Genomic DNA, 12,006 nt, shown 5'->3' on the forward strand with positions numbered 1-12,006 from the left:
GATTGCGCACCACCGACGATACCGGTGTCGATCACTCCCCCGTACCGACATTCGAGTGCCCGCCAAGCCACGTCTCGACCGCGGCCAAGTCCTCGATGGTCAGCCCGATCCGAGGGTCGACCCGCCACAACTCGGTCGGCACACCCACGCGCCTGCCAAGAAACGCGTCCCGCTCGGCGGCGTAGAGGTCGAAGTCGTCGTCCAGCCACACCAGCGGCCTGCCCGCCGCGAACCGCTCCACGGCAGGGAACTTCCACCGCCCACCGGAGTCGTCAAGCTCGACCACGCGGAGCACGGGAAGGCCGATGGCAGGCCCGATGACCGTGTTCGCCCGATGCCCCCACGTCGTCGCCCACGCGAGCTGCGCGCCGGTTCGGCGCGCGCCAGCCCCAGCAACTTCGGGCCATGGGTGGGATTGAGCCAGAGACGCAGGACCTTCCGCTTGTTCCACCGGGACAGCCGAATCCGATGTTCGACGAAACCGGCCCGGGTCTCCTCGGTGCCCGCGAACGGATTGAGCGGCCCGTCGACGTCGAGCAGGATCAGCGGTCTCACACTCGTGATCACGACACCAGTTCGACGCGACAGAACGTTGTGGCAGCGCGCGCAAGGCGACCGTCGGAGGTCACCAAGGTGAGGCCGCGTGCCTCGGCGAGCGCGACATAGGCGGCGTCATAACCACTGACGCCTGCCCGGAGCTGCCACATCCGCGGCAGAAGGTCGTCGAGCGGCACGGTGTCGATGCCGAGCTGCGGAAGCCGGTCGACGACCCGGAGGCCTTGCGCCTCAGTGATTTTGTGCCCCAGCGTGAGACCTCGGATCACCGAAAAGACCTCGGCCTTCCAGTGCTCAGGTGCGGACCATTCAGTATCCCGGGCCAGCACGGCCCGCGCTTTGCGGCCGCGGTCGTCCGCGTAGACCAGCATGTTCGCCAGGACAGAGGCGTCCACCACGATCACGCGGCGCCGCCTGCCTTGCGCACATCGGAACCCGACCTGTCGTCGCGATCCGCCCGTGCCTGCTCCACAAGGTCCGCGGCATCGGGCGCGTCGTCGCCCGCCCCGCCGTCCGCCGTGAGGTCGCGTTCGATCTCAGCGAGGAGCTGCCGGTTGCGGCTGAAGTCCGCCTGCCGCTTGAGCACACTCAGCAGAAAAGACTGCAGCGACTGCCCGTGTTCCCGCGCGTCCCGAGTCAAGGCGTTCTTCACGTCGTCTGGAACATCTCGAATCGTCAACACCGCCATGACTGCATTTTGCAGTCATAGCGACTCTAATGTCAAGGCAGGGCGATTGACGGGCGCTTTCGCAGAGTCGAGCTCGTCCAGGAGGTCCCTCTACGCCCACCTGCCAGGGTTGGAACCCAGCGCAGCTCGAACGGTTTGGGTAGCCGAGTAGACGAGCTAAACGTCCGTTGTTCAGCGTTCCGGCGTGTTCCGCGACGCCCGGAACACGCTGCGATCTGGAACACCCGCCCGTCGAGTAGCTACAGCAATCGCCGGACTAGGGGAACCGCGAGCTCTCGCTACACCAGTTTGGCGCGGGTGAGCACGTCCTCCACCATCGCCGGCGTCAGCCTGCCGGTAAACGTGTTCTGCTGGCTCACGTGGTAGCAGCCAAACAGCTGCAGATCCGGCCCACCGTCCAGCGCCGCCAACGAATATCTCACCCCGTGCCCGAACACCGGCCGAGGCGCGGGCACCACCCAGTACCGGCTCAGTACCGGCAGCACCGCCTGCCAGCCGAACCCACCCAGCACCACGACGGCCCGCAGGGTCGGCCGCAGCAGTCCCAACTCCTGCTCCAGCCACGGCCGACAGTTGTCACGCTCCTGCGGTGTCGGTTTGTTGGCAGGCGGTGCGCATTTCACCGGGGCCGTGATGCGGACCCCGAACAGTTCGAGCCCGTCGCCGATGTGGGTGGACGTGGGCTGCGACGCCAGGCCGACCGCGTGCATGGCGGCGTACAGGAAGTCGCCGGAGCGGTCGCCGGTGAACATTCGGCCGGTCCGGTTCGCCCCATGGGCGGCGGGGGCCAGGCCGACGATGGCGATCGACGCGTCCGGCGGGCCGAAGCCGGGAACCGGTCGGCCCCAGTACTCCTGGTCGCGGAAGGCGGCGCGTTTGACGTGGGCGACCTCTTCGCGCCAGGCGACCAGGCGCGGGCAGGCGCGGCAGTCGGTGACCGCACTGTCGAGTTCTTCCATAGTCATCGGTTTCCGCCAAGTGAAAAGCCGGCAAGCCGTAGGGTCGCCCCATGGCATCCCAGGACGCACCAGTCGACGGGCCGGACCCGGAGCCCGCCGACGATCTGGTCACGACATCGCACACGCTGACAGTACGCAAGCGCGAGCTGGCCTACACGGCCACGACCGGCAGGCTGGTGCTGCGCAAGGAGGTGATGACCGACGGAACCTTCGACGGCCACCTCCCCAAGGCCGAGGTCTTCGTGACCGCCTACACCCTCGACGGCGCCGATCCGGCCACCCGCCCGGTCACCTTCGCCTTCAACGGCGGCCCCGGCTCGTCGAGCATCTGGCTGCACCTGGGCGTGCTCGGTCCGCGCCGGGTCGTCGCGGGTGACGCGGGCGCGCTCGCCACGCCGCCGTACGGGCTGGTCGACAACCCGGAAACCCTGCTGGCGCACAGCGATCTGGTCTTCATCGACCCGGTGTCCACCGGCTACTCACGGGCGATCAAGGGCGAGAAGCCCGGCGACCACCACGGTTTCCAGGGCGACCTGGAATCCGTCGGCGAGGTCATCCGGCTCTGGACGACCCGCAACGGCCGCTGGACGTCGCCGAAGTTCCTCGCGGGCGAGTCCTACGGCACCACCCGCGCGGGCGGTCTCGCGCACCACCTGCACACCCGCCACGGCATGTACCTCAACGGCCTGATCCTGATCTCCTCGGTGCTCGACTTCTCCACCCTGATCTTCGCCGAAGGCAACGACCTGCCCTACCCGCTCTACCTGCCCACGTACGCCGCCATCGCGCACCACCACGGCCTGCACGGCGACCGCGCGCTCGACGAAGTCCTCGCCGAGACCGAGGAGTTCGCCTCCCGCGACTACCCGTGGGCGCTCGGCCAAGGCGCCCGTCTGTCCACTGAGGACCGTTCGACCATCGTGGCGACGGTGGCCCGGCTGTCGGGCCTGTCCGAGGAGTACGTCGACCGCGTCGACCTGCGCATCGAGCACACCCGCTTCTTCGTCGAACTCCTCCGCCACCGCAAGCAGACCGTCGGCAGGCTCGACGGCCGCTTCACCGGCTGGGACAGCGACTACGGCCGCGAACAGCTCGGCGAGGACCCGTCGATGTCGGCGATCATGGGTGCCTACACCGCGGGCATCAACCACTACCTGCACGCGGAACTGGGCTACCACAAGGACTTGCCGTACGAGGTGCTGAGCCTGCCGGTCAACCGCGACTGGTCGTTCAAGGAATTCGAGAACGCCCACGTCACCGTCACCGACAAACTTTCCGCGGTGATGCGGGCCAACCCGCACCTCCAACTCCACGTCGCTTCCGGCTACACCGACGGCGCCACACCGTATTTCGCGACCGACCACACGCTGGCGCACTTGGCGCTGCCGGAGGAACTGCGCGAGAACATCGAAGTCGTCTACTACCCGGCGGGCCACATGATGTACATCCACGAACCGAGCAGGCTCCAGCAGTCCAAGGACCTGGCCAAGTTCGTGAAGCGGGCGTCGAATCGGTAGCCTCAGCGGCCCATCCGGCGCAGGAGGGCGCGGGCCGCGTCGGTCTTGAGGGCGGCTCGCCAGAGCGCGGCGGTGATTCGTTCGTACAGGGCGATATCGCCCGGGTCGGTGATGGTGACCTCGGTGTGGTTGATGTCCACGACGACCTGGTCGTCGAACATGCTGTAGCCGTGCTCGGTGATCGTCGGCAGTTCGGCGTTCAGCGGGATGATCCCCAGCCGAACGCGCCGCAGGCAGAGCATCGCGGTCAGGCGGGCGGATTGCGCGCGCCTGACCGGCGGTGGGCACGGCGGATAGCGCAGGGCTGACTCGCCGACCAGGATCTCGACCGTCTTGGCCGGGTCGTAAAGCACGGCCTGGCGGCGGATCCGGTCGGTGAGGACCGACTCCGGATTGGCCCACCCGCCGTCGGTCAGACCCGCCAGGTGCCGGGAGTAGTCCGCGGCCCGGGCGAGGACGGGGACGAGCGAGAAGTCCACCACCACGATCCGCGCGGCCGTCCGCTCCAGGTCCGCGTTGCGCCGCTGCCGCTCCGGCTGGGACTCGTCGGTCAGGCGCTCGCGGACCGCCGCGGAGCGGCCCGGGCGAACAGGGGCGGCGCAGAAGCGGTCACGCCAGGATCGGCGGGCCCGGGGCGACGGCGGGGTGGTCTCGTGCTTGCCGGTCATCACGCCACCTCATTCGGGCCGCCCGATGATGCAGGTGATTCCATTTACCTCGCTTGGTCAAGGAAGCGCAACTCAGGCCACAGCGAATGCGTCCCGGATGCCCGCCAGGCTCGCACCGCGGGAGAGCAGGTGGTGCAGGAGAATCCGGGCCTTCAGCGGGTCGAGGAAACCGGCCGGGATCAGGCCCCGCCCCAGCAGGTCTGACTCCGAGCCAGGGAACGCGTACGTCTTGGTGAGCACCGGCCCAGCGCCCATGCGGGACGCCAGCACGACCGGGATCCCCGCGGCCACCAGGCCAAGCCGGTCGACGACCCGGCTGGGCACGTGCCCCACGCCGAAAGCCGCGACGACCAGCCCGTCCACCCGGTCGGCGATGGCGTCGAGGACCGTGCCGTCGTCCCCGAGGGTCATGGTCACGATGGCGACGGTCGGCCGCCTCGACGGACCATCCATCTGGGACGGTCGCAGGTGGACCGGACGGTTGAGGATCCGGGCCTCGCCCTCGACCACGTAGCCGAGCGCGCCGCCGTTGGGCGACTGGAAGGTGCCGCCGCTGGTCGAGTGGGTCTTGCGGACCCGGCAGGCGGCGTGGATCTCGTCGGCGAACACGACCAGCGCACCGAGGTCGCGCGTCCGCGGACTGGCCGCCGTCTGGATCGCGGCGAGGAGGTTCGCGGGACCGTCCGCGCCCGCGAGCGTCGGGTTGCGCATCGCGCCGGTGACGACAATGGGCTCCGGACGGGTGTGTGCGAGGTCGAGGTAGTACACGGTCTCCTCGATCGTGTCGGTGCCCTGGGTGACGACCACCCCGTCCGCGCTGCCGTCGAGCCGCCGCTCGATCGCGCCGGAGAGTGCGTCCAGGTCGTCGAACGACAAGGAGGCTCCCGGCACCCGGCGGAAGTCCTCGACCTCCACCACGATCCCGGTCTCCGCCAGCCCGGGCACGGCGGCGACGAGCTGCTCCACCGAGAGCGCGGGCACCACCCCGCCGCCCGAGTCCGCTGTCATGGCGATCGTTCCGCCGAGGCCGAACACGACCACTCTCGGCACGACTTTCCCAGCCACAGATGGCCCCCTCACTGGGCGATCGCCGGATGACGAACTAGTGCTCCCAGGCCGGATCGTATTGGTGGTGTGGAATCGCGGCAGGCCAAACACGGCCCCCTCAGTCGCGGCATCACGCAAGCGGCCTGATCGTCGGCTGGGCCTCATCCGAGCAGGCCGAAAGTCTCGCCGAAGTGATGGAAGAAGCCGCGCGCCAAGTGCGGCTACACCGTCCGACCGTGGTCGTGGATGTGCAATTCGGACCCCGTACTTGACCTTGAATCGACCGATGGAGGAACCATGGCTGGTGGTGGATGCTCGGGGTACGGTCGAGCAAACGCGAGAGGGTGAAGCGGCTGTGCGGATACGGGAGTTGGACAAGGTGCTCTTCGACCTGCTGAGCGAGGACCACTCGGAGATCACGAACGTCGAACTGCTCGACAAAGGACACAGCAGGCTCCGCGTCGACTTCGCCAGTGGAGCCAAGTGCACCATCTCCGTGCGAGAGGTCACCGGGCCGGGCGTGCCCGGTCACAAGCCCTACGAACTGCCGGAGGCGGTGCTCTGATGTGGCGTGACCGGTTCGTCGAACTGGTGCGGGAACGCCTCGCCACCAGCGGCCATCCCGACATCGTCGGCGTCGAGTACTACGACATCGACAACAGCGTGAAAGACCTGCGGATCAAGTGTTCCGACGGGCGCACGATCGCGCTGAACATCGTGCGCAGCTCTCCGCCGGGCGGGGACAACTACCAGCAGGCCGAGGACATCGTCACCAAATGAGAAGTGGCCCCCTCCAACCCGGAGGGGGCCACTCACATCATGCGGTTACTTCAGGAACTTCGCGCCCTTGGTGACGGCGGTGTACGCGTCCACACCGCCATGGCCGTAGAAGTTGTTGTGCGCCGCGTCGCCCTCGCAGGTGGCGTTGAACTCGGCGGGCCGCCCGACCAGCGTGTAGTCGACCGTCCGTGGGGACGGGCACGCGATGTCGTGTGCCGTGCCCTCGAGGACGCGCTGGGTCTTGGCGGGGTCCAGGTGCGCACCTGCCGCGTTGTACTTGCCGTACTGCGCCACGATCAGCGCCGCCACACCGGAAGCGTGCGGCGAGGCCATCGAGGTTCCCTGCAGGAACTGGTAGTACCCACACGAACCGTCCGGCCTGCACGCCTTCTGCACGCCGAGCGCCTCGCCGTCGGGAGTGACGTTGCCGTCCGCGTCGATCGCGCCCTCGGTGAGGGCGACGTTCTTCGGGTAGGCCGACAGGATCAGGTTCCCGTTGGTCCGGTACGTCGGAGTCCCGAGCCCGTCGCGGAAGTAGCCGCCCGGGGCCGAGACCGAGATGCGCTCGAAGCCGTAGTTCGAGTAGTCCGCCTTCGCCTGCGACGGACCGAACGAGCTGACGCCGACCGCGTGCGGGCCCTCGACCGGCAGCGAGAAGCAGTCCGCGTTGTCGATCACGCGGTCGTGCTCGTTGCCCGCCGGGTAGTTCGGGCTCGTCGAGTCGGGCAGCGGCTTGCCCAGGTCCTGGTGCTGGTTGCCCAGCGACACGATCTGGGTGACGCCCTTGCCGTAGGCGTACTTCATCGCCCGCGTGATCGAGATGATCGCGATGCGCTGCTGCACCTGCTCTTCGGTGCTGTCCGCCGCGTTGCTCTCGCAGTTGTAGAGCCACGGGTCGACGAAGAACGACATGTTGACCACGTCGAGGCCCACGTCACCGGAGTACGTCATCGCGTCGATGACCGGCTGCAGGAAGAAGTAGCCGGAGTCCTGTCCACCGCGGATGTTCACAATGGACACACCCGGCGCGACACCGGAGATGCCGTGGCCGTCGGCCGCGGCGGCGATGGTGCCCGCCACGTGCGTGCCGTGGCCGCCGTTGTCGACATCCGCCGGGTCGACGCAGCCCGCGAACTCACACGGGCCGTCGACTTCCTGGCCGAGGTCGTCGACCGGGATGTCACGCGTGAAGTTGCGCGACAGCTGACGGTCGAAGTTCGGCGCGATGTCCGGGTGGCTGCCGTCGACACCGGTGTCGAGGACACCGACCTTGACGCGCTTGTCGCCTGCCTGGACCTCACGGGCCAGGTCGGAGCGGACCGACTTCAGGCCCCACAGCTGGAAGTCGAGCGGGTCCATGCCCGCCGCGACGCCGCCCTGCGCGCCCTTGCCGCCCGCCGCCCGGTTCTCCTTCTCGACGTCCTTGGCCTTGTCCTTGGGCGCCTTGGCGTCCGGGGACTGGCCGATGGACCTCGATCGGGCCACCGCGGCGACCGACTTCTCCGCCGAGAGCCGCTGGGTGAAACCGTTCTCCGGCGCGGTCGCCGTCAGCAGACCGACGGTCCGGTTGCCGGCGATCACCGTGCCGCCCGCCTTGCGCACAGCGGCCTCAAGGGCCTCCGTGGCGGTGCCGTCGGCGGCGAGGACGTTGAACTCGACCGACTTCCCGGACAGTTCCTGACCCGCGGTCGCCGATGGTGTGGCGACCCAGGCGAGGGACACGACCAGCGGGGCCGCGAGCGCTGCCACCAGCGTCTTGCGTCGCTTCACGCGTACTCCTGTTCGACTCTCTCCAGTGTTCCCGGACATCAGGGCACAACCGACTTCTCTTCAGCGAAGTGACAGGCGCTGGGATGCGCCGCCACCCTGGTGATCAGCGCGGGCTCCTCTTCGGCGCAGATGTCCTGCGCCTTCCAGCAGCGCGTGCGGAAGCGGCAGCCCGACGGCGGGTCGACCGGGCTGGGGACGTCGCCCTCGAGCCGGATGATCTGGCGCTGACCCCGGAGTTCGGGGTCGGGCACCGGCACCGCGGAGAGCAGCGCCTGGGTGTACGGGTGCGTCGGGTGCTCGTAGATCTCCTGCTCGGTGCCGATCTCGACGACCTTGCCCAGGTACATCACCGCGACCCGGTCCGACAGGTGGCGGACCACCGACAGGTCGTGCGCGATGAAGACATAGGACAGTCCGAACTCGGACTGCAGGTCGCCCAGCAGGTTCATGACCTGCGCCTGGATCGAGACGTCCAAAGCGGACACCGGCTCGTCGCAGACGATCACCTTGGGGCGCAGGGCGAGCGCGCGGGCGATACCGATGCGCTGGCGCTGGCCGCCGGAGAACTGGTGCGGGTAGCGGTTGATGTGCTCGGGGTTGAGCCCGACCACGTCGAGCAGCTCGCGCACCTTCTTCGCCCGCGAGCCCTTCGGCGCCACATCGGGGTGGATCTCGAACGGCTCGCCGATGATGTCGCCGACGGTCATCCGCGGGTTGAGCGAGGTGTACGGGTCCTGCAGCACGATCTGGATGTCACGGCGCAGCTTGCGCAGCTCCGGACCCTTCATCGCGAACATGTCCCGGCCCTCGAAATGCGCGGAGCCGCCGGTGGGCGGCTCCAGGCGCATCAGCACCTGGGCGAGGGTCGACTTGCCGCAGCCGGACTCGCCGACCACGCCGAGGGTCTCGCCGCGCCGCAGGTCGAAGGACACGCCGTCGACCGCGCGGACGTGGCCGACGGTGCGCTTGAACAGCACGCCCACCTTGACCGGGAAGTGCTTGACGAGGTCGCGCACCTCAAGAATGTTGTCGGTCACTCGGAGATCAGCTCCTCAGCGAAGTGGCAGGCGCTCATCCGGCCGGGCATCAGGCGGTGCTGCGGCGGGACCTCGGTCTTGCAGATGTCCTGGGCCATCGTGCAGCGGGGGTGGAACGGGCAGCCCGTCGGGATGTTGAGCAGGCTCGGCGGCAGACCCTTGATCGTGGTCAGCTCCTGGCCCCGCAGGTCGAGCCGGGGCAGGGATTCGAGCAGGCCCTTGGTGTAGGGGTGCCCCGGCTTGCGGTACAGCGACAGCGCGTCGGACTGTTCCACGATCCGGCCCGCGTACATGACCGCGATCCGGTCCGCGACCTCGGCGACGACGCCGAGGTCGTGGGTGATCAGGATCAGGCCCATGTTCCGCTCGACCTGGAGTTCCTTGAGCAGGTCCATGATCTGGGCCTGCACGGTGACATCCAGGGCGGTGGTCGGCTCGTCCGCGATGAGCATCTCCGGGTCGAGCGCCAGCGACATCGCGATCATCGCGCGCTGCCGCATACCACCGGAGAACTCGTGCGGGAACTGCTTCACGCGACGCTTGGCGCCGGGGATCTTCACCAGGTCGAGCAGTTCGACGGCGCGGGCGCGAGCGTCCTTTCGGGACATACCCCTGCGCAGTCGCAGCTGCTCCTCGATCTGGAAGCCCACGGTGAAAACCGGGTTGAGCGCGGAGAGGGCATCCTGGAAGATCATGGCGATGCCCGAACCACGCACCTCCCGCCGCCGCTTGTCGCTGGCCGTGAGCAGTTCCTCGCCATGGAACTTGATCGAGCCGCCCATGATGTGCCCGGGCGGCATGTCGAGGATGCCCATGATGGTCTGGGCCGTGACGCTCTTGCCCGAACCGGACTCGCCGAGGACCGCGAGGGTTTCCCCGGCCTCGACGTGGTAGCTGACGCCGTTGAGCACTTTGGCGACACCGTCTCGGGTGCGGAACTCGACGAAGAGGTCCTGCACCTCGAGCAGCGGCGCGCCGGGAACCGGCTCGGCCCCTTCGGAGTCCACAATGGACTGTTCAGTGTTAGCGGACATTCCGCCTTACCTCATCTTCGGGTCCAGCGCTTCGCGCACGGCGTCGCCGAGCATCACGAAGGCCAGCACGGTGGTGGTCAAGAACGCCGCCGGGAACAGAAGCGTGTGCGGTGCGACCCGGATGATGTCGCGCGAGTCCGCGATCATCACGCCCCAGGAGACGACCGGCGCCCGCAGGCCGAGGCCCAGGAACGACAGCGTCGCCTCCGCGCCGATGAAGGCGCCGAGGGCGATGGTCGCGTACACCAGGACGGGCGCCGCGGCGTTGGGCAGCATGTGCCGCAGGATGATCCGCGAAGAGTTCGCGCCCAGTGCCCGCGCGGCCTTCACGTAGTCCTGCTGCTTCGCCGTGATCGCCGCCGACCGCATGATGCGCATGCAGACCGGCCACGACAGCAGCGAGATCGACACGATGACCAGGAACATGATCTGGGCGACGTTCGAGCTTCCGGTGGCGCCGAAGCTCGAAAGGATCACGATCGCGCCGAGCACGAACGGCAGGCCGAAGAACACATCGGCGATCCGGGACATGAGCCCGTCGAGCCAGCCGCCGTAGAAGCCTGCCAGCAGGCCGAGCGTGCCGCCGATGAGCACGGTCAGGATCGTCGCGCACAGGCCGACGATGATCGACGCGCGAGCGCCGTAGATCGTTCGCGCGAAGATGTCCGCACCCTGGTTGTCGTAGCCGAACCACGCGTCCGCCGACGGTCCGTTGCGACTTCTGCCGAGGTCGGCGTAAGTCGGGTCCACCGAGGTGAACAGCATCGGGAACGCCGCCATCACGAGGATGAGCATGATCAGGGAGCCGGAGATGAGGAACAGCGGACGCCTGCGCAGATCGTGCCAGGCATCCGAGGCGAGGCTGCGCGGCTTGTTGGTGACCGCGGTCTCGGCGTGTTCCAAGGCGGTCACGGAATCGGCCGCCGTACTGGTCACCGCGGCTCCGGTCGCCGCGGTGCTCGGGTCAGTCATAGCGAATCCTTGGGTCTAGGACTGCGTAGAGCATGTCAACGATCAGGTTGGACAGCAGGTAGACCATCACCAGCAGGGTGACCACGCCGGTGACGATGACGCCTTCCTTGCTCAGGATTCCCCGGTAGACGAGGTTCCCGATGCCCTTGATGTTGAAGATGCCCTCGGTGATGATCGCGCCGCCCATGAGGGAACCGAGGTCGGTGCCGAGGAAGGTGATCACAGGGATCGCGGAGTTGCGCAGAAGGTGCACACCGACGACTCGGCTCTGCGGCAGGCCCTTGGCCACTGCCGTCCGCACGTAGTCGGAGCGCCTGTTCTCCGCGATCGAGGTACGCGTCAGCCGCGTGACGTAGGCCATCGACAGGCTTCCCAGCACGAAGCCTGGAACGATGAGCTGACCCCACGGGGCGGGTGATTCGGACACCGTCGTCTTGATCCAGCCGAGCTCGAAGCCGAGCACGATCTGGAGCACGAAGCCGGTCACGAAGACGGGGAGGGAGATGAGGAACAGGGTGGTGACGAGCACCAGGTTGTCGAGGAAGCCGCGGCCGCGAAGGCCGGTCAGGACTCCCGCCGAGATACCGATGACCGCTTCGATCGCCAGCGCGACGAGCGCGAGGCGGACCGTGTTCGGGTACGCGTTGGCGATGCGATCGCCGACCGAGATACCGCTGAACGTGATGCCGAAGTCACCCTGCAGCAGGTTCATCATGTACTTGCCGTACTGGACGACCACGGGATCGCCGAGGTTGAACTTCGCCGTCATGGCGGCGACGAAGGCCTCGGGACACGGGCGGTCGCCGCACTTACCGGCGAACGGATCGCCCGGCAGGCTCCAGACCAGCCAGTAGATCAAGAACGTCGTCCCGATGAAGACCGGGATCAGTTGTAGTAGCCGACGCAGGACATAGCGCCCCATGGGATTTGTCTCCTAACCTGACTCCGGGCTGGGGTGCGGGATCACCGCACCCCAGCC

Annotated in this window: 14 protein-coding genes; 3 read left to right on the forward strand and 11 right to left on the reverse strand. The window is 67.9% G+C overall.

Annotated elements, in window-relative coordinates:
- Window positions 1-31: 31 nt before the first annotated feature.
- From ACUZ2Y_RS15660 to ACUZ2Y_RS15675, 4 genes are all read right to left on the reverse strand, one after another.
- Entirely contained in the window at window positions 32-286 is a 255-nt protein-coding gene (locus tag ACUZ2Y_RS15660; RefSeq protein ID WP_476319408.1) for a hypothetical protein, read from the reverse strand.
- Between the two features lie 277 nt (window positions 287-563).
- Window positions 564-959 (reverse strand): type II toxin-antitoxin system VapC family toxin, encoded by a 396-nt coding sequence (locus ACUZ2Y_RS15665; protein ID WP_476319410.1) that lies wholly within the window; start codon window positions 957-959, stop codon window positions 564-566.
- Window positions 956-1,243 (reverse strand): FitA-like ribbon-helix-helix domain-containing protein, encoded by a 288-nt coding sequence (locus tag ACUZ2Y_RS15670; protein WP_476319412.1) that lies wholly within the window; start codon window positions 1,241-1,243, stop codon window positions 956-958. The genes ACUZ2Y_RS15665 and ACUZ2Y_RS15670 overlap by 4 nt, the downstream gene beginning before the upstream one ends.
- A 278-nt stretch (window positions 1,244-1,521) precedes the next feature.
- On the reverse strand, window positions 1,522-2,208 hold the full coding sequence (locus ACUZ2Y_RS15675; protein ID WP_476319414.1) for a uracil-DNA glycosylase: 687 nt from the start codon (window positions 2,206-2,208) through the stop codon (window positions 1,522-1,524).
- 44 nt (window positions 2,209-2,252) lie between these two features.
- On the opposite strand from ACUZ2Y_RS15675, the gene ACUZ2Y_RS15680 reads away from it, so the two are divergent.
- Window positions 2,253-3,719: a S10 family peptidase gene (locus ACUZ2Y_RS15680; RefSeq protein WP_476319416.1), complete on the forward strand. Its 1,467-nt coding sequence runs from the start codon at window positions 2,253-2,255 to the stop codon at window positions 3,717-3,719.
- A gap of 2 nt (window positions 3,720-3,721) precedes the next feature.
- Here the strand turns inward: ACUZ2Y_RS15680 and ACUZ2Y_RS15685 are convergent, their stop codons facing one another.
- Window positions 3,722-4,387 (reverse strand): Scr1 family TA system antitoxin-like transcriptional regulator, encoded by a 666-nt coding sequence (locus ACUZ2Y_RS15685; RefSeq protein WP_476319418.1) that lies wholly within the window; start codon window positions 4,385-4,387, stop codon window positions 3,722-3,724.
- A 72-nt stretch (window positions 4,388-4,459) separates the two neighbouring features.
- The gene (locus ACUZ2Y_RS15690; protein WP_476319420.1) at window positions 4,460-5,452 is read right to left on the reverse strand and encodes an asparaginase; all 993 of its coding nucleotides are present in this window, start codon (window positions 5,450-5,452) and stop codon (window positions 4,460-4,462) included.
- 337 nt (window positions 5,453-5,789) lie between these two features.
- Between ACUZ2Y_RS15690 and ACUZ2Y_RS15695 the strand changes: the two genes are divergently transcribed.
- Both ACUZ2Y_RS15695 and ACUZ2Y_RS15700 read left to right on the forward strand, forming a co-directional pair.
- Complete coding sequence (locus tag ACUZ2Y_RS15695; RefSeq protein WP_476319423.1) at window positions 5,790-5,999, forward strand: hypothetical protein; 210 nt, start codon at window positions 5,790-5,792, stop codon at window positions 5,997-5,999.
- The gene (locus tag ACUZ2Y_RS15700; protein WP_476319425.1) at window positions 5,999-6,214 is read left to right on the forward strand and encodes a hypothetical protein; all 216 of its coding nucleotides are present in this window, start codon (window positions 5,999-6,001) and stop codon (window positions 6,212-6,214) included. Before ACUZ2Y_RS15695 ends, ACUZ2Y_RS15700 begins: the two co-directional genes overlap by 1 nt.
- 45 nt (window positions 6,215-6,259) lie before the next feature.
- On the opposite strand, the gene ACUZ2Y_RS15705 is transcribed toward ACUZ2Y_RS15700, so the two are convergent.
- From ACUZ2Y_RS15705 to ACUZ2Y_RS15725, 5 genes are read right to left on the reverse strand one after another with little or no spacing between them, the layout of a single operon-like run.
- Window positions 6,260-8,023 (reverse strand): S8 family peptidase, encoded by a 1,764-nt coding sequence (locus tag ACUZ2Y_RS15705; protein ID WP_476319428.1) that lies wholly within the window; start codon window positions 8,021-8,023, stop codon window positions 6,260-6,262.
- On the reverse strand, window positions 8,023-9,021 hold the full coding sequence (locus tag ACUZ2Y_RS15710) for an ABC transporter ATP-binding protein (RefSeq protein ID WP_476319430.1): 999 nt from the start codon (window positions 9,019-9,021) through the stop codon (window positions 8,023-8,025). The genes ACUZ2Y_RS15705 and ACUZ2Y_RS15710 overlap by 1 nt, the downstream gene beginning before the upstream one ends.
- A complete protein-coding gene (locus tag ACUZ2Y_RS15715; RefSeq protein WP_476319432.1) occupies window positions 9,018-10,055 on the reverse strand; it encodes an ABC transporter ATP-binding protein in 1,038 nt (345 codons plus the stop codon). Before ACUZ2Y_RS15715 ends, ACUZ2Y_RS15710 begins: the two co-directional genes overlap by 4 nt.
- 6 nt (window positions 10,056-10,061) lie before the next feature.
- Window positions 10,062-11,027 carry an ABC transporter permease gene (locus tag ACUZ2Y_RS15720; protein WP_476319434.1) on the reverse strand — a complete coding sequence of 322 codons (966 nt, stop codon included), beginning with the start codon at window positions 11,025-11,027 and terminating at the stop codon, window positions 10,062-10,064.
- Entirely contained in the window at window positions 11,020-11,949 is a 930-nt protein-coding gene (locus ACUZ2Y_RS15725; protein WP_476319436.1) for an ABC transporter permease, read from the reverse strand. The genes ACUZ2Y_RS15720 and ACUZ2Y_RS15725 overlap by 8 nt, the downstream gene beginning before the upstream one ends.
- Window positions 11,950-12,006 lie beyond the last annotated feature (57 nt).

Source organism: Actinokineospora sp. UV203, from assembly GCF_056323665.1.

Excerpts from the sequence above, each read along its gene's own strand:
- ACUZ2Y_RS15670 (WP_476319412.1), bottom strand. The coding sequence starts at position 1,243 with ATGGCGGTGTTGACGATTCGAGATGTTCCAGACGACGTGAAGAACGCC.
- ACUZ2Y_RS15675 (WP_476319414.1), bottom strand. The coding sequence starts at position 2,208 with ATGACTATGGAAGAACTCGACAGTGCGGTCACCGACTGCCGCGCCTGC.
- ACUZ2Y_RS15680 (WP_476319416.1), top strand. The coding sequence starts at position 2,253 with ATGGCATCCCAGGACGCACCAGTCGACGGGCCGGACCCGGAGCCCGCC.
- ACUZ2Y_RS15685 (WP_476319418.1), bottom strand. The coding sequence starts at position 4,387 with ATGACCGGCAAGCACGAGACCACCCCGCCGTCGCCCCGGGCCCGCCGA.
- ACUZ2Y_RS15700 (WP_476319425.1), top strand. The coding sequence starts at position 5,999 with ATGTGGCGTGACCGGTTCGTCGAACTGGTGCGGGAACGCCTCGCCACC.
- ACUZ2Y_RS15705 (WP_476319428.1), bottom strand. The coding sequence starts at position 8,023 with ATGTCCGGGAACACTGGAGAGAGTCGAACAGGAGTACGCGTGAAGCGA.
- ACUZ2Y_RS15715 (WP_476319432.1), bottom strand. The coding sequence starts at position 10,055 with ATGTCCGCTAACACTGAACAGTCCATTGTGGACTCCGAAGGGGCCGAG.
- ACUZ2Y_RS15720 (WP_476319434.1), bottom strand. The coding sequence starts at position 11,027 with ATGACTGACCCGAGCACCGCGGCGACCGGAGCCGCGGTGACCAGTACG.
- ACUZ2Y_RS15725 (WP_476319436.1), bottom strand. The coding sequence starts at position 11,949 with ATGGGGCGCTATGTCCTGCGTCGGCTACTACAACTGATCCCGGTCTTC.